Source organism: Flammeovirga yaeyamensis, from assembly GCF_018736045.1.
GTDB classification, from domain to species: Bacteria; Bacteroidota; Bacteroidia; order Cytophagales; family Flammeovirgaceae; genus Flammeovirga; species Flammeovirga yaeyamensis.
Genome location: NZ_CP076132.1, coordinates 2,176,602 through 2,202,583, shown reverse-complemented (window position 1 = coordinate 2,202,583; position 25,982 = coordinate 2,176,602). Strand labels below are relative to the sequence as shown.

Sequence of the window (25,982 nt, the reverse complement as noted above, 5' to 3'; positions counted from 1 at the left end):
TATGGTCTTCAACCAAACGGTTTACGATAAACTTCAAGAATTAAGATATATACTTTTATTAATTGCCTATATTCTCGTTTTATGGGCTCCTGTCATTTTTCAATCATTAAGTCTTTCAGATGAGTTTAGTGATGTATCTCTAATCATCTTGATCTTTGCTATTTTCAATTTTATTAGAAAAACGAAAACAGCGAGTAAAATACTTACTTTCATCACATTTTCTCTAATTTTTGGAAAAAGTGCAACAGTTGGCACAGAAAATGACAATGCTAGTATACTAAGTTGGTTAACCTTGCTTATTTATTTCATATTCTTTTTAAGAATTTTATTACTTGATGTATGGAACTCCAAAAAGGTAAATATGAATACCATATTAGGGGCAATAGCCGGGTATATTCAAATAGGAGTAATTGCCTTTATACTTTTTAAAGTGTGTGACATACTTTTTGATGGTCAAGCTTTTTCACAACCTGTGCAAGTTTCTGATCTAATATATTTTAGTTTTGTTACACTAACTACAGTAGGTTTTGGAGATATTTCTCCTGTAGCGGATGAGGTAAAAGCCTTTACTGTAATTTTTGCAATGGTAGGGCAATTTTATATGGCAATACTTATGGCCCTTCTTGTAGGCAAGTATCAACAAGAACACGGTAAATAATCGTACTATAATTAAAAGGAACTAAGGTAAAAACAATTAAGGGTAAACGTAATTATAAACCATAGTTTTATTATTAACTGAGAAAATAACGACTCGTGGAAAAACTATTTATTAAAAAGAAAGAATTCGTTCCAGAAGTAAACTTTGATCCAGCGAAAGGTCTTTTGGAAGTAAGTGGTCAATCATATCATGAATATACTGCTGAATTTTTTGAACCATTATTTAATTGGGTAGAAAACTACTTAAAGGTATCAGGTCTTGATATCACGCTTAACTACAAAATGACCTATTTTAATACGGCATCTTCTAAAAGTTTCTTCAGAATTATTGAAATGCTTCAAGCATACGAAGAAACCGGCAAAGGTAAAGCAATAGTCAATTGGTACTATAAAAAAGACGATGAAGACATGTTAGAAACAGGCGAAGATTTTATTTCTGATTCTGGCTGGAAGAACATCAACTTGATCGCTTATTAATTTTTTACTTAAAAAAAATTAAAAAATAATCAAAAATACCTTTCTCAAAAAAAGAAAGGTATTTTTGTACAATAATGCCCATTTTATGAGCGTTATAGAAGTGAAATATAAATATTCGATGAACTACCTGTAATAATTTTAAGAAATAAGAAATACTATTAACAGATTTCAAATTCAAACTTACATTGGTAAATAATTGAAATTCAACTTTTTAAGTGACAACTCGTAATGAAAAGCAACTTAATTTTTAATTTTTGCATTTTATTACACACATAACAACATTATGATTTGGTTTTTTAACTTTTTACTTTTTGCATACTTGATCGTTTCTAATGTAGCGATCTTTATCAGACTATACCGTTCTTTCTTACAGTACTTATCCCCAGTTAAAGGTTACGCATCAATGATCTTATTACTAGGTGCATTAGGCGGAATAGATTATTATGTATTTGACTTCTCGCACAATAAGTTCCAAATCTTCGAAGAGAATCAAGAAGTATATAAGCAAATTAAAGAAAGAAGCATCGACTATAAAGAATTAACTAGTCAGAAGTGATTCTTTGGTGCTTGCTAAAAGATATTTTATGACCCATTGTTTTAAGGAACAATGGGTTTTGTTTTTTAAATGAAAAATTAAGAAAAATGAAAAACGTGAAATGTTGCTCTAACGCAAGAACTCTCGCCCATTGAAATACTAAGGGCGAGAGTTCTTGCGTTATTTTAACTAACTACGTTTTTCATTTTTAACTTTTCATTTTTAATTTTTTCATCTAACAAAAAAGGGCTGTTTCGTTATACGAAACAGCCCTTTTTTGTTAGATGAAAACCCTTAGTCTTCTTTCTTCCCTTTCTTCTTCGCCGCTTGCTGTGCTTTTTGTTGCTCCTTCATCGCTTTGTCTAAACGAGCTGCAAAACCACCTGCTTTTTTGTTAGCGTTCTTCTTTTTGTTTTCATCCATTACCTTACGGATCTTGTCTTCGTTTACAAAACGTTTAGAAGCCAATTGTTGGATGATAGTGAAACAGTTTGAAACGAAGTAGTAGTAAGTTAAACCTGCTGCAAAACTGTTAAAGATAAATAAGAAGATGACTGGTGAGATGTACGAGAAGTACTTCATTTGTGGGTTAGACTGTACTTGAATCTGGTTCTGGAAGTAAGTGTAACCTGCCATTGAAATGGCCCACAATAAAGTAAATAACGATACGTGATCACCGTAGAATGGAATACTGAATGGTAGATCTAAGATCGAATCATATGCCGATAAATCGTCTGCCCATAAGAATGCTTGACCTCTTAATTGGATCGCATTAGGGAAGAAGTTATATAATGCTACGAAGAAAGGCATTTGAGCAATCATTGGTATACAACCTGAAAGTGGGCTTGCTCCTACTTTAGAGTACAATGCCATTGTTTCTTGTTGCACTTTCATTTGGTCGTCGCCATATTTCTCTTTCAACTCATCCATTTCTGGCTTCAATAACCTCATTTTGGCCATTGACTTGTAAGAGTTGAATGTTAATGGATAAAGTACTGATTTCACTAATACCACCATGATAAAGATGATCAAACCATAACCTAATTGGAATCCTTCTAAGAATTCAAAGATTGGAATGAAGATGTATTTAGACAAAGGAGTCGTCCATGACCATCCTAAATATACATTGTCTTCGAATCCTGTTGCTACCTGCTCACATACACGGTACTCATTAGGTCCAAAGTAATATCTCAAGTTTGCTTCTGACATTGAAGCCAAAGGAATTTGTAAAGAGATGTCTGCCGTCTTTACAATATCAAGGCTAGCTTCGTCTGTTGTTTCTTTAAGATTCGCAGCGTTAAATTGCTTATCTGTAACGAAACCAACGTTAAAGAACTTTTGCTTTGCTGATACCCACTTCAAAGGAGTTGAAATTGCTTCTTCCTCTGTTTTAGTAGATGCCATCGATAAGTAATCAAACTTATCTTCTGTAGTATAGTAGTTTACTGTTGTTTTCTGACGAGAAGTCTTCATATCCTTCTCAATTGCCATCATCTTAGAGTTCCACTTGTAAGAGATGTTATCACCTGTTACAAATTGTTTTGCTGTACCTAAGATTAGCTCGTAACCTACTACATACTGATCGTCTTCTAGAGTATATACCCTTCTTAAAATTTCCTGACCATTAGGATCTCTAGCGACCATGGCTACTTTATTACCCGATTGCTCTGGAGTATAGTATAAAGTATTCAGGTCGATATTACCGAAAGTTGTCGGAAGGAATTCCTGAACTGAATAATTATCTTTATTAACTAAGTGAAGATCTTTTTTATCATATGTTTGGTGAGTTAGGATTAAAACATCTTCTACTCTACCGCCTTTTGAATTAAAAACAACTTCAACTTTTTTATTGCTAAGGACTAAATCTTTTTCTTCTCCTTTCATCACAGCAGAGAACAGACCATATTGTTGTTGTAAAACTGAATCTGAAACTACTGTTTGCGTTACTTCTGTTTGTTTGTTTTGACTGCTTGTCTGACCATCAACTTGCTCTGTTGTATTTGTCACAGTTTCTTCTGTTGGTTCCGGCTGGAAGAAGAACATGTAAGCAACCAACATGGCAGATAATATCAGAAAACCAGTTGTTTGATTTTTATCCATAATTAACTTTTCTATAAAAAACTTTTATATGAGTATTAGAGAGAAATCATAGTACTCATTAAAATGCTTGCAAATTTACGTTTTTTCGATTTAAAATTTATCAAAAAATTGATAAAAAGGTGAGATCATCCTAAAAACAGTGGAAATTATTTCAAAGGTATCCATTGGCTATTCCACTTGTTGCCCCAAAAAAGGAAACCCCTTGATGAAAACATCAAGGGGCAACAATATCTAAATCAAAGATTAAGCACTAACTACTTCACCTTTGCTATTTTTCAATTCTTTTACTGCTTTTACGAAAGCCACAAATAATGGATGTGGATTTTCTACAGTTGACTTATATTCTGGGTGGAACTGTGCTCCAACATAGAATGGATGATCAGGAATTTCAACGATTTCAACCAAGCCTGACTTAGGGTTGATTCCTGTCGCTTTCATACCTGCTTTCTCGTACTCCTCTAAATATTCGTTGTTAAACTCATATCTATGACGGTGTCTTTCAGAAATCTTCGCAGCTCCATACGCTTCATATGCTTTTGATCCTTCCTTCAATTCACAAGGATAAGCTCCTAAACGCATTGTACCTCCCATTTGAGAAAGGTTCTTTTGATCTTCCATTAAGTCGATCACAGGATATTGTACATCTTCTTCCATTTCTGAAGAGTTAGCACCTGCTAAACCAACCATATCACGACCATATGCGATCACTGCAGATTGCATACCTAAACAGATACCGAAGAAAGGTACTTTATGCTCTCTTGCAACAGAACAAGCATTGATTTTTCCTTCCATACCTCTTTCACCGAAACCAGGGGCAACCAATAAACCGTCTAATTCTGTAACAGTTTTAGCAGCCACTTCTCTTTCGTCTAGGTCTTCTGCTTTAATATATTCTAAACGAACTTTTACTTCGTTCACTGCACCTGCATGAACAAATCCTTCTACGATTGACTTATACGCATCAGGTAGTTCTACATATTTACCAACTAAACCAATTCTAACTTCTCCTTTCGGATTTTTCAACTTCTGTAAGAAGCTCAACCAATTGTCTAAGTTAGGTTCTTGGAATGCAGGAAGACTTAATTTCATCAATACGATTTCATCAAGTTTTTCTTTCTGCATTAATAATGGCACATCATAGATTGTAGAAGCATCACACGATTCGATTACCGCGTTTAAGTCTACGTTACAGAACAATGCAATCTTACGACGCATTTCCATTGGAATATGATGTTCAGTACGACAAACTAAAATGTTTGGCTGTACCCCTGCCTCTAATAATTGTTTTACTGAGTGTTGTGTCGGCTTCGTTTTCAATTCACCCGCAGCTCTTAAATAAGGAACTAATGTTAAGTGAATAACCATTGCGTTCTGAGAACCCAATTCTAATCTAGCCTGACGAACAGCTTCAATAAAAGGTAGTGCTTCGATATCACCTACACAACCACCAATTTCAGTAATAACGATATCATAATCGCCATTTTCAGCAACTTTGTAGAAGTTTCTTTTGATCTCATCTGTAATATGAGGAACCACTTGAACCGTCTTACCTAAGTAAGCACCTTCACGTTCTTTTGTGATTACGTTGTTATAAACTCTACCTGTAGTTACGTTATTTGCTTGAGATGTAGGAACGTTCAAGAAACGCTCATAGTGTCCTAAATCTAAATCTGTTTCTGCACCATCATCAGTCACATAGCACTCCCCATGCTCATAGGGGTTCATAGTACCTGGATCGATGTTAAGATATGGATCAAATTTTTGGATGGTGACAGAATAGCCTCTTCCTTGTAATAGCTTTCCAAGTGAAGCAGAGATGATTCCTTTACCTAATGACGAGGTTACCCCACCGGTAACGAAAATGAATTTGGTTTGTGTACGAGAAGACATACTTCGATGATTTCACATTATGTTTGCACAAAACTAAAAGAACGAATTAGATTTAACAAATAAAGTATGTCAATGCTTGTAACTAGATTAAAAAAGAGCCCTTTGTTCTACCTTTTCCCTTAAAATTGGGTAGGTAAATTTCCAATTGTACTCAATTTCTGATTTTCTTCCGATATGATTTCCGATTTCTGGACATAAAATATCTTCCGGTTGATGGGCAAAAAAGTAGACTTCCTGAAGTCCCTGAGCCTTGAACCTTGCTAATCTTTTTAGCCAATCATCCACTCGGGAATAGTCGGTAGGACTCAACTCGTTCCCAACAAATCTGATGATGATCGCCGGAGTGGTGAGTCGCATATGCAACACATCTCTTCTACCTGCTACATCGGTAATAATCATCGCCTGACTCCTCTCTGTCATTATTGAAGAAAGTTCATCGAGTACTTCTTTATCATTAAACCAAGAATCGTGTCTTAGTTCTAAGGCTAACGGAATATCTATGGGGTATTTTTCGAGAAATTTAAAAAGCGATTTTCTCTCTTGAATATCAAAATCTGGGGGCATTTGCAGCCATGTATATCCTAATTTGTGCTCGAAAACACGCATGGTATCTGTAAACTCATCAACTTCAGACTGCACATTATTCAATCGTTTTCTATGAGAAACATTCTGAAGCATCTTGGGACAAAAACGAAAATCGTCACCTACAGAAGATTTCCACTTGGATAACGTTTCTAATTTGGGAATACCATAATGCGTACTATTCAACTCAATAGTATCAAAATGTTCGGCATAATAATGAAGAAATGTAGCGGGGTTGGATTTCTCTGGATAAATTTTCCCTTTCCAAGCAGCACAAGACCATGCAGGTGCACCTAATCGGAAATCAAAATTTCCCACAAAGTTGGGATGATTCCTCAACACCATCTGAGAATACGGATCCTCTTCTGGTAAGGCGAAATCTACTCCTGCTATATCTTTAAGTCGTCCGAAATCCATACACATAGTAAAAGCTTTTGATCAAAGATAAGAAATAGTAGGCGATGTAGGTCTAGTCTTTTGATGCTGTAGCTTGTTCTGCAATAAAGTTTTCGATCTCTTTATAATGACACTGACCTACTAATGCATCAATTTTTTTCTGAATCACTTCATCTGACTCATGATTTCTACTTCTTAAGGCTTCCTTCATTAAAGCAGAAATTTCTGAAGTATGTGCTCTTGCCAAATCCAACAAAGGCAATTCGATTAAATCATGATACAAATTTGATTCCCTTGGAGAGAAGCTTATTTGCCTTGCTGTTTCTAATAATGATTGAGTGTATTGAGGTGCAATCTGAAGCAGTTTACCTATATAGATATAATCGTTCAGGTTGACATCACTTGTTTCGATGTAATAACGCAACTCTTGTAATCCTCCTGTGTTCACTTCACTTTGAGCAATCATTTTCTGAAATTCCTCCATGGCTTCGTCGTGTGACATTTGATGAATTTCTTGGGCATATGAAGCGATACCAATTAGTAAACAAACAGATAATAGAAGATTTCTCATTTTATTTATTTCTAGTAGACCCGGCTTAGGGCTAATTAAATTCGGATTCTATAATTTATGACAAATTTAAACGAAAATGGTTTTCTGATAATCTTCAAATAATTGTTTTTAACATTGTTTTGGTGATTTTAATGATTTCAGACAATACTTTATATTTACACTATGAATATAAAACACCGATTCCACTTCCATTTTTTTATCTACCTCTACTTCTCCTTCTTTTATTTAAACGCTCAAGGTTTGAAGGTGAAACAAAATGAAAACATTAGTAGAAAATTTGCACTCATTATTGGCACAGATCAGTATGATGGAAAACCTGATTGGGCGGATCTTCAAAATCCTATTTTTGATGCTGAAACAATAGCTGATGTTTTAATTAATGACTATGGCTACCAAACTCAAATTCTGAGAAACCCTACTACAAATGATCTTCTAAATAGTATTATCTCTTATCATGAGATCCTTAAGAAGAACGATCGCATGATAATTTACATAGCGGGTCATGGCGATTATGATGAAAGAATCTTTGATGATGGCTTTATAGTCTGTAAAGATTCTAAACCTTTAAAACAAGACATAAATCGTAAATCTTATCTTTCCTTTAAAACTTTAAGTAGCCTAGTGAATAAACTCCCATCCAAACAAATACTTTTATTATTGGATGTCTGCTTTAGTGGATCTTTTAACACGAAGATGAGAAATTATAGATCTGCCCATCGTTCAGACATCTATTCCGATATTGATGCAGAGGCATATGCTGCCAAGAAAATTAAACTTAAAACCAGAACCGTAATAACCTCTGGCGGTTTAGATCCTGTGTTAGATGGTATAGCAGGACAACATTCACCTTTTGCCTATAAACTCATTGAAGGTCTTCGTGTTCTACCTGATCAAAAAACAATTGTTACTTCGAATGATTTGTATGCATATGTATCAAGAGTTAAATCTCAACCAATAATTGGTCATTTTGGTGATCATGAACCTGCTGCAGAATTTATTATTGGTATGTCAAATTCGGCCAAAGGAAATGCAATAAAAGTAAAATACGAACCTACAATAGAGGACTTCCTTCAGTCCCGTGGATCTTCATCTAGTTTTGAATATGATAAAATATATGACTTAACTGGTAAAGTGGTACAACCTCAAAAATTTTATATCCAACTATTATCTGAATCCAATGAAAAAGAACTTATAGAAAGTATAGATCTATACAATCAAAAACTAACACAAAATTTATTAGTACAAAGAACATCGATAAATAATAAAGATTGGTATAGATTATTTGTTGGTGGATATGAAAAATTGAGCTTTGCTGAAAATCAGTTAACAGAGTTAAAGGAAAAATATATCAATGATAAACATTTTGATGCTGCTTATATCAAATCGTTTAAAACGAATAATCAAGACTTCTTAAAAGAGAATATTCTATATAACCTTGAGCTTAAACCAATCTATTTTGAGGGATATGGAATTCAGGCTTTTTCAGATCCTTCTTTATCTTTCACAATGGAGAAAGCTAGATCTTATTACACTAGTGATGTTCCTGTTTTTATTGAAAAGGCAATAGTTAATTCACAAACATACTATCGTCTTATCATTAATAAATTTGATTCTTATTACGATGCTGACCTTTTTCTGAAAGGGTTAAAAGCTATAGAAGATGATGATGTAAATATTCAAGGGGCATTTATTAGATCATTCAATTTAGATAAATAAAAAAGCATATCCCCTCTAAAAGAGATGATATGCTTCAAACAACTTGAATAGGTACTTAATTTCTTAATCTTCTATTCAGTAAAGGAGAGTACATTCTATTTGTACTCATCATTTTGAAAAAAAGATCAAATAAAAAAGGGAGCACCGAAGTACTCCCTTTCTATATATTCAATTGAATGTTATTTCAATTACTTGCTCACTTTTAGCTTCACCTCAACTCCGTCTAAATCTAGAACAGTTGCATCTGCTACTGAAGATTCAACAGTTAGTGATAATGCTTGAGTTTCATCACAGATATATCCTTTGAATGACTCGAAAGCTGCATTGACTAAATCTTCACCTTGCTCAGCAACGATGTTGATTTTGTCTTGCACTTCTAAGCCCATGTCTTTACGGAGATTCTGAACTCTGTTCACGATATCACGAGCGATACCTTCTTTACGAAGCTCATCTGTCAATGTAATATCAAGTGCTACGGTAATACCTTGATCTTTCGCCATTGACCAACCTGGGATATCATCCGACGTGATCAATACATCTTCTACACCAAGAACTACTTCGTTGCCATCCACATCAAAAGTATATGAACCTGTTGATTCGATATTTTTGATATCTTCTTGTGACATTTGATTCACTGTGGCCGCGATACCTTTCATCAATTTACCATACTTTCTACCCAAAGTAGCGAAGTTTGGTTTGATGTGCTTAACGAACATACCCTCGTTTTCTTCTGTCAAGAATTCGATTTCTTTGATGTTTACCTCATGAGAGATCACATCTTGAACCGCTTTAATCTGACCTGTCACTTTTGCGTTTACATCTGGAATTAGGATACGCTGTAATGGCTGACGTACTTTCATCTTCTCTTTCTTACGGATAGAGTGAGTTAACGATGAAATTACTTGTGCCAAGTGCATCTTCTCTTCCAAGTCGATGTTGATTAACGCTTCGTTTACTTGAGGGAATTTCGCCAAGTGAACCGATTGTGCTTCGTCTTTACCTGTTGCTGCATTCAAGTCTTGGAACAAACGATCCGAGAAGAATGGAGCGATTGGCGACATCAATACTGAGATGGTCTCCAAACAAGTGTATAACGTTTGGTAAGCGGCAATCTTATCTGCTGCATATTCGCCTTTCCAGAAACGCTTACGGTTTAAACGAACGTACCAATTCGACATATCTTCGATAGTGAACGATTGGATGGCTCTAGCCGCTTTTGTAGGCTCGTATTCGTTTAATGCCTCGTCTACTTCTTTGATCAAAGTATTTAAACGTGACAAGATCCAACGATCCGACTCATGACGATCTTCCATTGGTACTTCAGCTTCTGAGTAAGTGAAGTTGTCCAAGTTCGCATAAAGCGAGAAGAACGAGTAAGTATTATAAAGTGTCCCGAAGAACTTACGTTTCGTTTCTTTTACACCTTCCAAGTCAAACTTTAAGTTATCCCATGGGTTAGCGTTTGAGATCATGTACCAACGTGTAGCATCTGCTCCGTGCTCGTCCATTGTTTCGAATGGGTTGATCACATTACCTAAACGCTTCGACATTTTAGTACCGTTCTTATCCAATACAAGACCATTAGAAATTACGTTTTTAAACGCCACATTGTCTTGTGTCATACCTGCAATAGCATGCAAAGTGAAGAACCAACCACGTGTTTGATCCACACCCTCTGCGATAAAGTCAGCAGGGAAAGAACCATCAAAAATCTCTTTATTTTCGAATGGATAGTGCCACTGTGCGTAAGGCATTGCCCCTGAATCGAACCAAACGTCGATCAAGTCCAACTCTCGGTTCATTGGTTTTCCATCTTCAGATACTAAGATGATATCATCTACATACGGACGGTGTAAATCGAATTCCTCTACCAGTTCACCATTCTCGTTGATGTACTTAGGATTCTTAGGCATTACCCCTGCCGCTACAGATTTTTTCACTTCTTCCGCCAACTCAGCTACAGAACCGATACATTTTTCTACTGCCTCGTCTTCTGTTCTCCAAATTGGAAGTGGAGTACCCCAGTAGCGAGAACGAGATAAGTTCCAGTCTACTAAGTTTTCTAACCAGTTACCGAAACGACCTTCACCAGTAGCTTTTGGTTTCCAGTTGATGGTTTTGTTTAACTCTACCAAACGGTCTTTTACTGAAGTTGTACGGATAAACCATGAGTCTAATGGATAGTACAATACTGGTTTATCTGTTCTCCAACAGTGAGGGTAACTGTGGACATATTTAGCAACTAAAAACGCTCTATTTTCCGTTTTTAATTTGATGGCTAAACGAACGTCCATCGATTTGTATTCCTTCGCTCCAGATACTTCGTCCTCTTCGTATTCTGCTTTAACGAACTGCTCACCGAATTCTCCCATTTCTTTTACATAGCGACCAGTACGGTCTACTAATGGAAGAGGCTTACCTTTTTCATCAAATACTACGATAGCAGAAATACCTGCTTGATTAGCCACTCTCTGGTCATCTGCACCAAAAGTTGGAGCGATGTGAACGATACCTGTACCGTCCTCAGTAGTAACATAATCACCAGGAATTACTTCAAATGCTTTACCTTCAGGTTTCACATATGGCAATAATTGCTCATATTTTACACCTACTAAGTCAGCACCTTTATATTCTCCGATCACTTGAGCAGGAATTAGTTTAGCACCTTTCTCATATGCATCGAAATCCGCATCCAATTGCTTTTTAGTCACATAAGCATTTAAACGATCTTTTGCTAAGATCACTGTAATTGGCTCATGTGTATACGCATTGTATGTTTTTACCTTTACATAGTCGATCTTCTCACCTACTGCCAAAGCAGAGTTAGACGATAACGTCCAAGGAGTCGTCGTCCAAGCTAGGATGAATACATCACCGTGAGCACCTTCAAAAAGAGAAGCAGACTTATCGTCTTTTTCCACTTTAAACTGAGCGGTCACCGTAGTATCCGTCACATCTCTATAACATCCAGGTTGGTTCAATTCGTGAGAAGATAAACCTGTACCTGCTGCTGGAGAATAAGGTTGGATAGTGTATCCTTTATATAGAAGATCTTTGTTGTATAACTCCTTAAGCAAGTGCCAAAGAGTTTCCATGTATTTTTTATCAAATGTGATATATGGATCATCAAGGTTTACCCAATATCCCATTTGTTTTGTCAGCTCATCCCACTGCGATTTGAATTCCATTACGGTCTTCTTACACGCTGCGTTATAATCATCGACAGAAATTTTAGTACCAATATCTTCCTTAGTAATACCAAGTTCTTTTTCAACTTTTAGTTCTACCGGAAGTCCGTGAGTATCCCAACCAGCTTTACGCTTTACTTGGAAACCTTTCAACGTTTTGTAACGGTTAAAAAGGTCTTTTACAGCACGGCCCATCACGTGGTGAATACCCGGAGCACCATTTGCGGAAGGAGGACCTTCATAAAAAACAAATGATGGATTTCCCTGTCTTGATGAGACAGACTTATCGAAGATATTTTGCTCTTCCCAATATTGGCGAATCTCTCTGTTCGCTGCTACAAGGTCGAGACCTTTGTATTCTTTAAATCCCATTGGATGATGTAACTGTCAATTATTATATTAAAAACTTGTCCCGTACGGGTACAATTCGCACAAATATCGTAATTTGTTTGTAAATGAGAAACTAACTTTTGATGATCTTCGATATTATTTGCAACAAGAGATTAATAGTCAAAGAAATAGTGATTTTTAAAAATGCTTTTTGAGGTGATTGTTAGTGTTTGTTTGCAGAATAACCATTATTCATTGAGGTGTTTTGTGGCCAATCAATTTAGTACATCAAACAGCTCCTGACGCTACCTTTTACCACTTCAACACAGATTAGGAAATCTAATAATACCAAACTTTATAAATAGTTACGAAGTAAATCTTGATGATATTCTTTTGAAAAATCATCCCTAAATATATCATCATTAATAGAATGAAATGTATTTGGGATTTCAATATCATTACTGATATAATAATTTTTGTTTATCATTATATAAATAACATTACTATCACAATCTATTAAGATTACAAAATCTTTAGATAAATCATAAATAAGCACAACAGTACCAATATCTGTATGAGAAATATAAAAATCTGGTTCTGATTTAAATAATTCTAAATCACTATAAATCAGATCCTCTATTTTATTATTTTTTAAATCCACTTCATATTCTAGTTCAAAATCATTTAGTTCCATTGGGGACATTGTAGACATAAAAAACCTTGACTCTTTATGTTTATAAATCATGTTCTTAAATAATAATTCAACCTCGTCACAAAAATCAAAGTCAAATGAAATAAACAAATTATAATCGTTATTATTTAAAATTTTATCAGGGAAATACGCTTTATTAGATAGAAAGTTCATTGTGAATATTTCATTTTTAAGCTTTTCATTTAACTCAATAGTTCTATTATCCTTAATTACTTTCATTTGTCACCCATTTTTAATTCTTATTCTTGATTTCTTATTTACTCTTGTGCCTTCTTGCATGAGGTCAACTAAAAAAATAGTTTACTTTTAAACGTATTATTATCAGTTCAACCCCAAATTGTGAGATACTTTTGCTAAAACTTTAGCAAATGTCATATTATCAATGACTCCCATTTTTTTAATCAACCTTTCATTACTAAAAGATTTGATTTGTACTGTATCTATAAAAGAATCTTTTATTAGGCCATTATCTTGAGAAGCTGTAATGGCTACATGTGTTATTCTTTGAGTTCCGGTTATTGGAAGTATGATTCTAATTGGCAATCCGTTTAAATGATCACTACCAATAATTAATGCAGGCCTTACTTTCTTTTGCTCCTTTCCTCTACTGGGGTCAAAATCAATTAACCATATTTCGCCTCTTTTCATTTAATCAATTACATCAAAATCATTAAATTCATCCGTTTCTTTAGTATAGGCTTTTAATTCACTTTCACTTAAAGTATGAATTTCATTTTCAGCCATTTTAAGGTAGTTATTCTCCTCTAATTTTTTCTTTTCCAAATTAATTAGATCATCCATAGAATACTCTTTAACACTAGAAATTAAAACTCCCCCCTCAACTGGCGTAAGAATAATATCATCTGTTAATTCTTGTTCTTGAAGCATCTTTTTAGGAATTATCACCCCTTTACTATTTCCTATTTTCTTTATTTTTGTGGTTATTGGTTTCATATATCTATCATTTTGTTATTACAAATTTACAAAATGTTATAACATCAAACAAAAAGCTTGATACATTTTTAAAGCTCTTTAAAATGATAGTCAGAAGACAATTTCTGCTAATTGTAATAAGTCAAAGACTATTACTAATAATAGTTCGAAGTGACGCTGCCGCTTAACACTTCAAATAGGAATAGGAATAATTATTTTATTTATTTTTAAATTCTTCAATTAATTTATACATATCTGTGCCTGAATCAAATTCCAAAATTTGAGAAAGCTTTCCTTTATTATATTCAAATACTAAATTATATCTTCCACAATTTGATTGTTCAGAAACAATAAGTGAATCATAATTATAAGTTTTATTAAGACCAAAATAAAATGATTCTAAAAATTCACTTTTTTGAGCCCCAAAATATATTTGGTAAAATATAGTATCCCCTTTTTTAATTATAGTATCCTTATATAAAATATTTTCAATAAAAGTTCTTTCATAAATGAATTCACCTTTATAAATTTTAAATAGAAATATAGAATCATATTCAATCTGATTAATAGAATCATAATCAGATTGAATATAGCATTTCAGTTTATTTATATTATCTGTACTTACATCTTCATCTTCAAAAGTAATAAATATGTATATAACAGATACAAACAATGATAATACTGCTACTATGTTAATCATTTCTTTTACTTGAAACCTCATCATCATTTGCTTTCATTTTTTACCTACTTCAACACCAAATAAATTCATATATTCACAAAGAAAAGACTATTACTATTAATAGTTCGAAGTGACACTGCCGCTTAACACTCCAAACAGAAAAAGATTATTCCTCAAGTGTTTCTAATATCAGCTCCGAATGTGCATTAGCTAAAAAACTAAGTAACTTAAGTCTATTTTTAAACCAACAAAATAATATATTCTTCAGATCGGTTTCATTAATATTTTGATAATCTAACCCAAGTGAATTATCCCGGTAATAACACAAATAACCTATCGGACACAAATTCATGAATATTTTTTCTGAATTCTCGTAATCTAAAACATCAAATACTTTATCAAATTCAGTTGGAAAAACTTCGATATAATAAAAAGGTAATACAATGTAATTATTTGTTAAATTCCCAAAGAATCTTGACATATCAAATTTTATTGACATTGAATGCTCCTCGCTAATTTTTTTTGTATAACGAAACCAATAATTATCAGATTTTTTTTTATCAAAAGTAAAGTCATTTTTAATTAGTTTGCCAAAATCTAAAAACAGTTTTTTAAATTTCTTTTTATCATACACGTTGCCTCCACTAAACATTAGCTCCTCTCTCATTCCTTTAGGTTTTCTTGTCAATGGATAATCAAGATGTTTGATTTCACTATAATTAGGAAATTCAATATTTGGACAAATTTCCGAACGGTAACCTTTTGGAAAATTATGATTCAATTCTAAATTATTTTTAAATAATTTAGTTTCATTCATTTCGAAACACTTCTTCAAAAATTCAAGTGGATTTTTTGATGTATAAAAACTATCAAAATTATATTTATAAAATTCATCAAGGTCATTTTGAGAATAAAATCCAATTATTTCATTTTTAATATTTTCTAAAAATAACTGTGACTTTTCAATATATTTTCTCTTTATAAAATCATCTCTGTGTTCCATGTTGTTTACTAATTTGTTCAATTAAATATATAAATTATTATACAATTTTCGTTTCTGATATCTTCTATGATAAACCAGATAAAACTCTTATTTTTAATCACTGAATAAACTATTACTCCTTTATCCTCAAAAATGACAAACATTCAAAAAAAATCTACCACAGAAATCAAAAAAAGAAAATCCACTCTCTTCAATTATAAAGTTGATGGAGAAATATTTATACCTTATACTCAAGATGGGATTCAAACTGAAAACAGAAAAGTTTTAGAAATAAAAAGAAGTTTAAATGCCTTTTCTTTTGTCTTAATTGTCACACAAGTTGGTTATAATTTTTATGAGCTTTATACTCATGGATTTGATTATTTCGACATGTACGATTGGATGACTTTCATACCTGATATTTTAGAATTAGGTTTTATTGTTGGGTTGCTTAACATTGCTCGTCGGGTAAATAAAAAGTCTTTTCTATTTAATTTCTTTGGGTTAACAAATGATGAAATTCAAATCAACTTATTTTTTAAAAAGCACAGAATTAAGATTAAAGATGTAATCAGTTACAGGTTCTTTACTTCTCAGTACAATGTCAACTATTTGATATTCGAACTGAAAGATGGAAAAGAACATAAGATCAAATGGCTTCAAACCTTCCTTATCAAAGAACAACAAGAAGTTGTGAATGATTATTTTGATGAAATCGATAAACGCATTCACCTACCCCACAGGAATAGTTAATTGAAACTTCGATCCTTCATTCAATTTTGAAGTTAAAGAAATATCACCCTTTAATAGTTTTACAAACCTTGCTGTCATGGGTAAACCGAAGCCTAAACCTTCCCTATCTGGGCTAGGTGCTATAAAACTTTCAGGCATCAGAAATATAGTTTCCCTCTGATGTTCTCCAATTCCAGGGCCATTATCAGATATTGATAGTGAAAAGCTCGTTTCCTTTCTTTTGGATGAAATTTCAATTTCACCACCTTCTGGTGAATATTTCAAGGCATTAGAAAGCAGGTTTCTCACACAAAAACTTAGCAACTGATAATCGGTATCCAAGATAGTATTTGATGGCAAGTTGATATCAAAAGCAATATTTTTACGATCAATGACTTGTTTGTAAAGACTTAAATTCGTTTCTAAGATCTCTTTAAAATCTACCTTTTCGATATTCAATTCAATCTTTTCGTCTTGCAACATCGCCCAATTCAGCAAGTCATTAATTAGTCGGATGACGTTATCAATAAGTATTTCGGAGTTGACAAGTTCTTCATAAACTGAAGAATCTTTATCCACTTTTCCTATCAAACCAAACACCTGATTTCTTACACTAATCAGCGGTCCTTTTGCATCATGTCCAATTACAGAGAACATTCTATCTTTAATCTGATTGGCATTGAGTAATTCCTTCTGAGATTGAGACAATACATCATTGATGAGCATTAATTCATCGTTGTGTTCTCTGGCAACTTTTGCTTTCTCCCTTTCTAACTTTGCATTTTTTCTAGTCTGAAGAAACCACAAGACTAAAAGAACACCTCCCAATAAAACGACAATTAAAATGACAATTAAGAGGTTGGTTTTTACTTTTTCCTGTTCTAGGATCAGATCTTTGATGTATTTATCTTGTCTTAAGTCAATAATCTGTAAATCCTTAAAATAGGTATCAAAATAAGCATTGGAATACGATATTGCCTCCATCTCTTTTTGCTCGTTACTTTTTGCTTGAGCAATTTTTGAGTTCTTGAGTAATTCATTCGACAGCTTATAGTCCTTCCTTCTTTCTGCTATATCAGACAATCCAACAAGTGCTTCTTCTAAGTTTTTAAAATCCTGAAAACGTTTAGAATACCAAATAGCAGAATCATAATACATTTTACTTTCGGATAAACTATGATTAATAATAGAAAGGTCTCCTAATTCGTTAAAAATGAATGCTTTTTCTGCATCGAAATTATTACCCATACTTTGTAAAGCCTTGTTATAATAAGATCTACTTGTGGCATACTTCCCTTGATTGAAATGAAATTTTCCTAAGTTTTTTAGAACTAAATATTGATTTTCATTCTGTTGAGAAGAATATGATAGCGCCAACTGAAATAAAGAATCAGCAGTGATGTATTCATTTAAAATCATCTGACTTTCTCCCATATAGGAATAGATTTTTGATGCCCGAACAGAATCATTAGAAGCTAGAGTATAAGGAAGAGATTTATTGAAATAAACCAACGACCGATCGTATTTTTCTATAGCAACCGCCAATCGACCTATTTGATAATTCACCTCAGAAATATAGGTGCTGTCCTGTAGATTTTGAGCTAATACCAATGCTTTTTGGAGATTATCATTCGCATTTAAATAGTTGTAATTATTATAATAGTAAGCAGAAAGTTTGATTAATACATTATAGTTTTTTCTCCAAAACTTCTCCTCATCATTACTATTAATAAACTGATCGAAAGTAAGGTTATCACTATGAAGTATCACATGGTTTTGACTGATTGAAAGCAATAACTGTTCGGCTGTTTCTCTTGGAATATCATTAATATATTCTACCCCAACATATAAACTATCCAAAGATCGTTGGTAGTTCTCCTTAAAGGTATAATACCTAGAAAGGTTAACATAAGCTCTAACTATTTCGTGTGTAGACGATACCTTATGTGCAGCTGCCAAAGCCTTTTCTGCCATTTTATAACTCTCCAAAGGAGCATCGTAAAAAAGATCTTCTGCAGAGTCATTATAAAATTTCGGAGTTTCTTCTGAGTAGGCGTTAGTTGTGAATAATAATATCAGTAATGAAATAAAATATGGTAGTTTGTTAATCATGAGATAGAATAATTGAATTATATTTAAATAAGCTGGAATTGAATATTGTAATACTTGATTATATCAAAATTTTCAATTAAATAACACTATAAACTTAACAATCTCCAAAATAATGTGTAATACCAATTCAATTTTACTTGTTGACGACCATCCAATAGTACGTTCTGCTCTTATTCCTCTAATTGATGTTATTCCTGATACTCAAATTATTGGTCAGGCAGAAAATGGAGAAGAAGGTTATAATAAATTTGTCTCACTATCACCTCAATTAATTATTGCAGACATCGAAATGCCTAAAATGAATGGTGTTGAGATGGTCAAAAAAATTAAATCAATAGCACCTAATACAAAAGTTATTTTTATCACTAGTCATAGTGACTTGTTTACATTTGAAGAAGCATTAAGCCTCAACGTAGATGGTTATATCTTCAAAGAAAATGCGATGAAAGAAATAAGAAATTGTATTGATGTAGTTTTACAAAATGAAAAGTTTACTTGTGAGAAATTTAAACAATTCATTGAAACCAATCAAAGAAAAATAGATAGAATAAGAAAAAATAAGCAATTAGTTACCCAATTAACGAAAACGGAATTAGAAGTCTTAGGACTAATTTCTAAAGGCAAATCATCTCCACAAATCGCAGATCAACTATTTAAGAGCATTAAAACGATTGAGAATCATAGATACAACATCTGCAAAAAGTTAGAAGTAACCGGTAATAATCAGTTATTAACTTTTGCCGTAAAGCAACGAAAAATTTTAGCAGAATATTTAGAAGCTGATAAAATATAAAAAAGTGGACTACAAAATTGTAGTCCACTTTAAATTACTGATCTATTTTCACCTATTTAACGATTAATTTCGTTAACCATAATTCAGATGTCTGTCCTTCAAATCTGATAATATACATACCTGATGACAAATGATTTAGGTCCAATTCTTTTTGATTCATTCCCAATTCTTTCACAAGTACTTTGTTACCGTTTAAGTCCATGACAAATATCGTCCCTGCCTCTTGATGTCTGATTTTAACATCACCAATTGTTGGGTTAGGGAAGACATTAATTACATCTTCTGATAAAGTAATCAAAGCTGTTGGATCGGGATCTGTGCTTTCCTTTTTCTTCACAGAATAAGTCTCATTCGATAATTTATCTTCAGAGATCACCTCAAATTGTACACCTTCTGTTAGAGCTACTTTATCTTCTCCAGATACTTGAATCCACTGATTATGTGTCATCATTGCTCCAGTAGAAAGTTTGAAGCTGATGATTAACTCTCCTTCAATATCAAATAGGGATTCGTCGAAAAATATTTCTTGATCTACTATTTCTGCATAAATATCTTCGGATACATTTTCATTCAAATCAGCTAAGATCATAAAAGATTCTAGTACTGCATTATCATTCTCTGGTTTAGCTGTCGATACCGTATAATAGTTCGTTTTACTCTGATCTTCAGATACTACTTTCAACATAAAATTATTAGCATGATTTACCATAGTTTCATCAGTGATCAGAGTATCGGTACCTATTAAGATGATCGACTTATTGGCTTTTTCAATAGAAACAAATGCATTAGTAAGATCATCTTCTTTGTGAGCATCAATTGATATTTTATTTGATGAAACCTCCCCTATTAAATCTTCTGTAAGATCGTTATTCATTGCTACTGCGATATCATAGGCTTGAATTTCAGCTTCATCATTTAAAGGAGGAAGACACTCGATTGTCCATAATGAGGAATGAGAATTATCGTATGATCTCACTTCGACAACAATTGGAGCTGTTAGGTCATAAACCGATGAAAATTCCATTTTTTGACCTTTGTAATACAGTTTAGCTCCTGGAGAAATTGAGAATTGTAGCGTTAATTCTTCAATATTCATTTGCTTTGCTGGAATTAACTTTACTTCCTTGTTCACCTCGTCTATTGTTCCAAAAGATGTCAAGCCTTGAATCTTTACACTATTAATCGAATGTAACGACTCCGCTATTTCTTTATCATAGTACATAGAAAAACCAATCGCTTTACTAAGACCTTCGTTAACTGCACCCTCTTTTAGAGCACCCGACCATGGATCTACTTCCCAAATTTGGTAGTAATCTGTTGTCAGCTGATTATCTCTGGAAGCCAGGTACATTTTACCTATGTTATGATCGAAGAAAAGATGAGGATGTGGAGATGTTCCAGTATAAATTGGTAATGTACTAATTTTAGTGGTTGTCCAATCCTCATCATCAATAATGTAGATATTTCCGAGATTATCCATTCCATACAGCAAACCAGAAATGTCACAAGTAATGGTCTTAATAGCAGCATTAGAAAGCGTACCTTCTAAAGTAGATGCTCCAGTTAGTTTATCAATACTGTAAATCTCTGCTGTGTAATAAGCCATGCCGTACAACTTGTCCTTTGGTTCGCTGTAACACATATCTCTCAACTCAATATCGGAAAATCCAATATTATCGATTTCTCCTGTAAATGGATCTATAGTAGAAAGTAGTCCTCCTGTAGAGCTATTGTACCATTTATTCTTTGCAATTGTACCTGCATACACGTAGAACCCATTCACTTGTTTTATGTTTCTAGGTTGCTTAATATTTTGCATATGAAAGCTAATTGGTCCTGGATAAACTCCTTCAGCTCCTAAAATATTATAGGCAAAAACAGTGTTTAATGGCTGTACATTTATGGTTCTAAAAATAGAATCGTTAGTAGGTACTTCATCTGTAGATGAAATAATTTCTACATGAATTTTTGTAGTCGATTGCTCTAACTTTACACTTGAAAACAAGATTTCTTTTGTTTCTCTTCCTGCATGATCGTTGATATCAAGAACTTCCTTTTCGACATCATCGATATATAGCTTTAATTGATACGATTCGGTATTCGATGTTTTATTTTCGATAACCACTGGAATCTCATAATTGTCTGGAGTGACAAATTCCTCCATATCAATTCTCTTAATTGCTAAATCATGAATTGGAGCTTCTCCTTCCAACAAGATAGAATAATCTTCTACCTCTCCTGTAAATACAATTCCTTCTGGATCCATATCACCAAAAGACAACACACGAATTCTAAGTCTCTTTTTCCCTGGAGCAACATCATATGGTGGATCGATCACTCCTTTCATTTGTCGAGGATTAATTGGTTCAAATTCAAAACCTTCATCCTCATCAAATTTTCCGTTAAAATTCCAATCTATCCAATATTTTCCTGCTCCAGAACCATCATTTTTGGTAACAATCAATTCAACCGTTTCGCCGTAATTAATTTTCAGTTCTTGATTGGAATAATCTTCATACATGAAATCTCCAGAAGTTTGGTTGATATCACCCATAGTTACATTGGTAATATATACTCCACCAAAACCTAAAGCGGGTTCATAATCTGATTTAAACCTTACTGAAGTTGAGTCATTTCTTTCCACTTCATCATTCTCTAAAATGGTATATGCTTTTACTTCGTATTGAACACCAAATGTGTTGAAAACATCTGCCTCATCAAATTCGATATCTGCAGATCTGCCTGCTTCGATAAGACGATCTACCTCTTGTATTTTCGGTTCTCCACCATTAATTGTGTAGGCAATTTTAAAAGATGAAATATCTTCTTTACCAAAGTTGGATACTGAAACTACTACCTTTTCTACATCAGTAAGCCCCAAATGTGTTACAGGATGAAGAATTGATGTGATACCTGCATCGTAATCAATTGTATGTTCTTCTTGTGTGACTGTTGCAATCCACCCTTCTTCGTTTACCGCCTCATCTGAATAAAATAGAAAGCTTAATGCTCCACCATTTACTGTAGAAGTAAAAGTTGTTTCTTTATTTTGACTTAAACTGCCATTTAGTATTGCAATAGGATCACCTTTAGCATCTGTTCCTTCAAATACATAGAGGTAGTCGTACCTTTCCTCTAATTGCAATGAAGTAAATTCTACTTTTACTTTTTTATTAGGATCTGAAGGAACAAAGTTGTGTACACTTCTTGTATTATCAGGGTAATTGAAAATTCTTGTTCCTCCATCAGTAAAGATGATTTCATCACTTACTGTGGAGGTCTGAGTATAATCGTTTGCAGCCATTGGAACAATATCTCCAAAATTGAAGAAACCGCTTCCTTGCAATGTGTTATTTTCAATATTTGAGTCTCCCGAATGTTCTGCTTTTCCTTTTACATAATACAAGGCATCCTCTTCAGAAAAATCGCCTAAAGCAATAAATGTATAATTCTTTGTTTCGAATGATGATAAAGAAGTCGTGAACGTTTCGTCTGCTCTTTGATTGATTAATCCGTTTTTGTAAATTTCAAAAGAAAAATCAAATGCACTTAAATCTTGAGAACCAATATTGGCAATTAGAAATTTAAGTTCAGCTTCTTTCAATCTCAGAGAATGATTAGGATGTTCGATTTCCAATAAAGCAATATCAAATTCTGCTTTTTCTGACAGATGTAAATTATCTATTCCCACTTGATCACCTTCAGGTGCCCAAGCAATTACTCCAGAAGGATAACGACAAATGGCTTTCAATTCTATTTCAATTGGCCCTCCAAGAAAACTGCTAAGATCGAAATACATTTTATCTCTTTTAAGTAAAGCTGTTTCGCTACCAATAAAATAACTTTCTCCTTTAATATCAGAGATAGGTTGACCATTTACATACACTCTAAAAATACTTTGATTTCTAGAAACAGAATAGGCTAATTTTGCATCTAATGTGAATAATAATGATTGAATGCCGTCTGGTATTTCTGTATTTAATTTTGCTGTTGATATGAATGATGGGTTAGCATTCCAAACTTCTTGAGTTGTCCCATCGCCGTAGAAAGTAGCACCAGTAAGACCGCCCTCAAATTTTAAATAATGTGAGTTTGTCTCGGTATCGTAATTTATTGTTGCATTTCCTTGATCCGACTTTTCGATAGAAATATAATTTGATTGTCCATCGTCAAAGCCTTCATCAAACGGAAAGTTGCTAATAGCCCCTTTCACACTTAAATCAATTGCCTTAGAGCGTAATCCAACTATATTTTTCTCTTTATTGATGGCTCTTACTGCATACCAATATTGGCCTGGTTCTGGTGAATATTGAGTAGATGTAACTTCTTCAACAACTTTCATTTCTCCATCCTCAATTCTCATTACTTCGTATGAAGTAGCACCAGAAATTGCTGACCAAGAAATACCATTTGATGAATTAGCAGTAATAATTGGTCTGCCGATGATGCTAAATGAAGCACCACTCTGATCGAAATATTTGCCGTTAATTACTCTAACTTTTAGATCACCTTTAGCTTCTGAAGGAGTTGCATATGTGTAGTTTCTAGCTTTCGATCCTAATTCGGCTACCGTTTGATAATTAGCTCCATTATCTTCAGAAATTTGAACTACAAAACCTTCTGTATTATTTTGTGGTGCTGACCAGTAGATCATCATCGAATTATCTGAAATATATGATTCTCCTCCTACTGGTGATAGTAAAGTCACACCTTTTTCTACAAAATCCCATGTAATACTATAGTTCTGTGGTCCGAAAGGAATTGATGTTCCATCCACTACAAACTCATAATATCCCGATTGAGGAAGATCGATCACTACTTGTTCGATGTTATTTAAATGATCTTCTTTGTTAGTAGCCAATTTTGAAGGATATGCTGCATCTAAAACTAGAGGCAGTGTTGTCTCTCCATTTTTCACAACAGTTAAATCTAAATCGTTAATCAGTGTATTTGATGTAAATGGAATACTTGGGTAATCACTCCATGTTAACATCACTTTTAATTGACCTGTTCCTTCTGGCACCCAAATTTTATAGGTTTCCTTCTCTCCTGTTTCAAGTTCTCCCGATTCAAAATGATTGTTTTTAACCACTTTTGCCGCTCTTAAAGCATTCATTTCACCAAAACCGTAAGCGAAGTCAGGGCCAACATCACCTAAGTCTGAAGCTGTGTTACATAAAACCCCTTTAATTAAATCTGCTCTGGGTAACTCATCATTTTCTCTTTTGTATAATTCGTATAACTGTATGGCAACACCAGATACCAATGGAGTGGCTTGAGATGTACCGTCCATCAATTCGTAATCATTAAAAAAAGAACATGAGTATACATCTACACCTTTTGCAGTGATATGTGGACCATGTCGACCGTCATCTACAGGACCCCAACTGGAAAAATCGCTCATTGCTCCAGTTTGAGTCAAAGCTCCAACTGTAAGGATATTCTTTGCCGTTTTAGAACTTGTTCCATATTGAAAACTTCCTCTTGAGTTACCAGATGAAAAAACATGTAATACATGAGGTTGGGTCCATGTTACTAAATCCAATTCTGCATCACTTTGTATATAGGGCCAAAGGAACCCTCCAGGGTGAGGAATTCCGTAAGAATTTTGAGTGATGGAAACATCATTATTTAATGCTGCTCCCATCATCTCATCACCAGTAGTTAGTCCGTTTCGACCAATGTTAAAATTCCAAGATTCGATTTTTACATCGTGTGCAATACCCACTCCAAAAGGATCTACTAAACCACGCCCTGCCATTATTCCTGCCACATGGTTACCATGTGCAAAAAGATGATCTTCTAACTCGTGCGATGTTACTCGTCCATTAAAGTCTAAGTGAGGCTCAACATCTTGATCCCAAATACCCACTGTAATACCATTACCAGTAAGCATTTGATCAATCCCCATATATCCCATTAAAGCATCTTGACCTACCATAGTTTTTCCTATGAAGTCGTCTTTTTCCACTTTCGGAGGAATTGGAGCGGCATATTTTAACCACGAAAAAGCATTTAATCTTTTCAGTTCTTTGATATCAATCTGACATCTCACTTTATTAAAGTAAGGAGAAAAGTTAATCGACTCTGCTCCTAGCCCTTCTAAATCGGATTGTACTTTTTGAGTATTTACACCAGAAAAAAACAACACATCTAACTGAATAGAATGTTTACCCGAAATGGCATATTTAGGCAATTCTGATTTCAATAATAATGGATCTAACTTTTGAAGATCAGTTAGATTAATGATTGAGCGAATTGAACTTAAGTCTACCCTTGCATTAAAAGAGTTTATTTCAGTTAAATAGGCATTATTCCCTAAATAATCATTTAAAATAATACCATTATTAAGTAAATTAGAACGCTTTTCTCTATTAGGTATTTGATAGAATTGAAGGATTACATAAGCCGATTGATTGGAAGTTCGAGAGAGTCTCTGATTTTGAAAATAAGCATCAGCATTTTCTGGCAATTTCACAGCATTACCATTGAAAGTTACTTCTTCTAGGCTAGTCTTTGATTGAGAATACACAGTTGTGCTTAATCCCAAAATATAGATCAGAAGAAGAAAAATAAAATTCCTTTTCATTGTATTAG

Annotated in this window: 18 protein-coding genes; 6 read left to right on the top strand and 12 right to left on the bottom strand. The window is 33.6% G+C overall.

All coding sequences use genetic code 11. From position 1 onward, the window contains the following. Position 1 precedes the first annotated feature (1 nt). From KMW28_RS08570 to KMW28_RS08560, 3 genes are all read left to right on the top strand, one after another. Positions 2 to 658 carry a two pore domain potassium channel family protein gene (locus tag KMW28_RS08570; RefSeq protein WP_169664586.1) on the top strand — a complete coding sequence of 219 codons (657 nt, stop codon included), beginning with the start codon at positions 2 to 4 and terminating at the stop codon, positions 656 to 658. 95 nt (positions 659 to 753) lie between these two features. Beyond that, positions 754 to 1,134 (top strand): DUF1987 domain-containing protein, encoded by a 381-nt coding sequence (locus KMW28_RS08565; protein WP_169664587.1) that lies wholly within the window; start codon positions 754 to 756, stop codon positions 1,132 to 1,134. Between the two features lie 283 nt (positions 1,135 to 1,417). Continuing rightward, entirely contained in the window at positions 1,418 to 1,690 is a 273-nt protein-coding gene (locus KMW28_RS08560) for a hypothetical protein (protein ID WP_066208304.1), read from the top strand. 273 nt (positions 1,691 to 1,963) lie between these two features. Here the strand turns inward: KMW28_RS08560 and yidC are convergent, their stop codons facing one another. From yidC to KMW28_RS08540, 4 genes are all read right to left on the bottom strand, one after another. Continuing rightward, positions 1,964 to 3,769 carry a membrane protein insertase YidC gene (gene yidC, locus KMW28_RS08555; protein ID WP_169664589.1) on the bottom strand — a complete coding sequence of 602 codons (1,806 nt, stop codon included), beginning with the start codon at positions 3,767 to 3,769 and terminating at the stop codon, positions 1,964 to 1,966. Positions 3,770 to 4,012: 243 nt separating this feature from the next. After that, positions 4,013 to 5,659, bottom strand: coding sequence for a CTP synthase (locus tag KMW28_RS08550; RefSeq protein ID WP_169664590.1), 1,647 nt, complete (start codon positions 5,657 to 5,659; stop codon positions 4,013 to 4,015). An 87-nt stretch (positions 5,660 to 5,746) separates the two neighbouring features. After that, on the bottom strand, positions 5,747 to 6,664 hold the full coding sequence (locus KMW28_RS08545; RefSeq protein WP_169664591.1) for a DUF72 domain-containing protein: 918 nt from the start codon (positions 6,662 to 6,664) through the stop codon (positions 5,747 to 5,749). Positions 6,665 to 6,710: 46 nt separating this feature from the next. Continuing rightward, on the bottom strand, positions 6,711 to 7,208 hold the full coding sequence (locus KMW28_RS08540) for a hypothetical protein (protein ID WP_169664592.1): 498 nt from the start codon (positions 7,206 to 7,208) through the stop codon (positions 6,711 to 6,713). 162 nt (positions 7,209 to 7,370) lie between these two features. Here KMW28_RS08540 and KMW28_RS08535 point away from each other — a divergent pair, with 162 nt between their 5' ends. Further along, complete coding sequence (locus tag KMW28_RS08535) at positions 7,371 to 8,924, top strand: caspase family protein (protein ID WP_169664593.1); 1,554 nt, start codon at positions 7,371 to 7,373, stop codon at positions 8,922 to 8,924. A 188-nt stretch (positions 8,925 to 9,112) separates the two neighbouring features. Here the strand turns inward: KMW28_RS08535 and ileS are convergent, their stop codons facing one another. The 6 genes from ileS to KMW28_RS08505 all read right to left on the bottom strand — a co-directional run bounded on the left by ileS (position 9,113) and on the right by KMW28_RS08505 (position 15,769). Beyond that, positions 9,113 to 12,484: an isoleucine--tRNA ligase gene (gene ileS / locus KMW28_RS08530; RefSeq protein ID WP_169664594.1), complete on the bottom strand. Its 3,372-nt coding sequence runs from the start codon at positions 12,482 to 12,484 to the stop codon at positions 9,113 to 9,115. Between the two features lie 313 nt (positions 12,485 to 12,797). After that, positions 12,798 to 13,373: a hypothetical protein gene (locus KMW28_RS08525; RefSeq protein ID WP_169664595.1), complete on the bottom strand. Its 576-nt coding sequence runs from the start codon at positions 13,371 to 13,373 to the stop codon at positions 12,798 to 12,800. 102 nt (positions 13,374 to 13,475) lie between these two features. Continuing rightward, the gene (locus tag KMW28_RS08520) at positions 13,476 to 13,802 is read right to left on the bottom strand and encodes a type II toxin-antitoxin system PemK/MazF family toxin (RefSeq protein ID WP_169664596.1); all 327 of its coding nucleotides are present in this window, start codon (positions 13,800 to 13,802) and stop codon (positions 13,476 to 13,478) included. Next, on the bottom strand, positions 13,803 to 14,108 hold the full coding sequence (locus KMW28_RS08515; RefSeq protein WP_169664597.1) for an AbrB/MazE/SpoVT family DNA-binding domain-containing protein: 306 nt from the start codon (positions 14,106 to 14,108) through the stop codon (positions 13,803 to 13,805). It lies immediately after the preceding gene. A 196-nt stretch (positions 14,109 to 14,304) separates the two neighbouring features. Next, a complete protein-coding gene (locus KMW28_RS08510; RefSeq protein ID WP_169664598.1) occupies positions 14,305 to 14,787 on the bottom strand; it encodes a hypothetical protein in 483 nt (160 codons plus the stop codon). A gap of 145 nt (positions 14,788 to 14,932) precedes the next feature. Then, positions 14,933 to 15,769, bottom strand: coding sequence for a hypothetical protein (locus KMW28_RS08505; protein ID WP_169664599.1), 837 nt, complete (start codon positions 15,767 to 15,769; stop codon positions 14,933 to 14,935). Between the two features lie 132 nt (positions 15,770 to 15,901). Here KMW28_RS08505 and KMW28_RS08500 point away from each other — a divergent pair, with 132 nt between their 5' ends. Continuing rightward, a complete protein-coding gene (locus KMW28_RS08500) occupies positions 15,902 to 16,501 on the top strand; it encodes a hypothetical protein (RefSeq protein WP_169664600.1) in 600 nt (199 codons plus the stop codon). On the opposite strand, the gene KMW28_RS08495 is transcribed toward KMW28_RS08500, so the two are convergent. Next, positions 16,481 to 18,592, bottom strand: a complete 2,112-nt coding sequence (locus tag KMW28_RS08495) for a tetratricopeptide repeat-containing sensor histidine kinase (RefSeq protein ID WP_169664601.1) — start codon at positions 18,590 to 18,592, stop codon at positions 16,481 to 16,483. The two genes, KMW28_RS08500 and KMW28_RS08495, sit on opposite strands and share 21 nt — an antisense overlap. 112 nt (positions 18,593 to 18,704) lie before the next feature. Between KMW28_RS08495 and KMW28_RS08490 the strand changes: the two genes are divergently transcribed. Beyond that, entirely contained in the window at positions 18,705 to 19,385 is a 681-nt protein-coding gene (locus tag KMW28_RS08490; protein WP_169664602.1) for a response regulator transcription factor, read from the top strand. A gap of 52 nt (positions 19,386 to 19,437) precedes the next feature. Here the strand turns inward: KMW28_RS08490 and KMW28_RS08485 are convergent, their stop codons facing one another. Further along, positions 19,438 to 25,974, bottom strand: a complete 6,537-nt coding sequence (locus KMW28_RS08485) for a S8 family serine peptidase (protein WP_169664603.1) — start codon at positions 25,972 to 25,974, stop codon at positions 19,438 to 19,440. Between the last annotated feature and the right edge of the window lie 8 nt (positions 25,975 to 25,982).

Coding starts and splice junctions, on each gene's coding strand:
- KMW28_RS08570 (WP_169664586.1), top strand. CDS start 2: ATGGTCTTCAACCAAACGGTTTACGATAAACTTCAAGAATTAAGATAT.
- KMW28_RS08560 (WP_066208304.1), top strand. CDS start 1,418: ATGATTTGGTTTTTTAACTTTTTACTTTTTGCATACTTGATCGTTTCT.
- yidC (WP_169664589.1), bottom strand. CDS start 3,769: ATGGATAAAAATCAAACAACTGGTTTTCTGATATTATCTGCCATGTTG.
- KMW28_RS08550 (WP_169664590.1), bottom strand. CDS start 5,659: ATGTCTTCTCGTACACAAACCAAATTCATTTTCGTTACCGGTGGGGTA.
- KMW28_RS08545 (WP_169664591.1), bottom strand. CDS start 6,664: ATGTGTATGGATTTCGGACGACTTAAAGATATAGCAGGAGTAGATTTC.
- KMW28_RS08540 (WP_169664592.1), bottom strand. CDS start 7,208: ATGAGAAATCTTCTATTATCTGTTTGTTTACTAATTGGTATCGCTTCA.
- KMW28_RS08535 (WP_169664593.1), top strand. CDS start 7,371: ATGAATATAAAACACCGATTCCACTTCCATTTTTTTATCTACCTCTAC.
- ileS (WP_169664594.1), bottom strand. CDS start 12,484: ATGGGATTTAAAGAATACAAAGGTCTCGACCTTGTAGCAGCGAACAGA.
- KMW28_RS08525 (WP_169664595.1), bottom strand. CDS start 13,373: ATGAAAGTAATTAAGGATAATAGAACTATTGAGTTAAATGAAAAGCTT.
- KMW28_RS08520 (WP_169664596.1), bottom strand. CDS start 13,802: ATGAAAAGAGGCGAAATATGGTTAATTGATTTTGACCCCAGTAGAGGA.
- KMW28_RS08515 (WP_169664597.1), bottom strand. CDS start 14,108: ATGAAACCAATAACCACAAAAATAAAGAAAATAGGAAATAGTAAAGGG.
- KMW28_RS08510 (WP_169664598.1), bottom strand. CDS start 14,787: ATGATTAACATAGTAGCAGTATTATCATTGTTTGTATCTGTTATATAC.
- KMW28_RS08505 (WP_169664599.1), bottom strand. CDS start 15,769: ATGGAACACAGAGATGATTTTATAAAGAGAAAATATATTGAAAAGTCA.
- KMW28_RS08500 (WP_169664600.1), top strand. CDS start 15,902: ATGACAAACATTCAAAAAAAATCTACCACAGAAATCAAAAAAAGAAAA.
- KMW28_RS08495 (WP_169664601.1), bottom strand. CDS start 18,592: ATGATTAACAAACTACCATATTTTATTTCATTACTGATATTATTATTC.
- KMW28_RS08490 (WP_169664602.1), top strand. CDS start 18,705: ATGTGTAATACCAATTCAATTTTACTTGTTGACGACCATCCAATAGTA.
- KMW28_RS08485 (WP_169664603.1), bottom strand. CDS start 25,974: ATGAAAAGGAATTTTATTTTTCTTCTTCTGATCTATATTTTGGGATTA.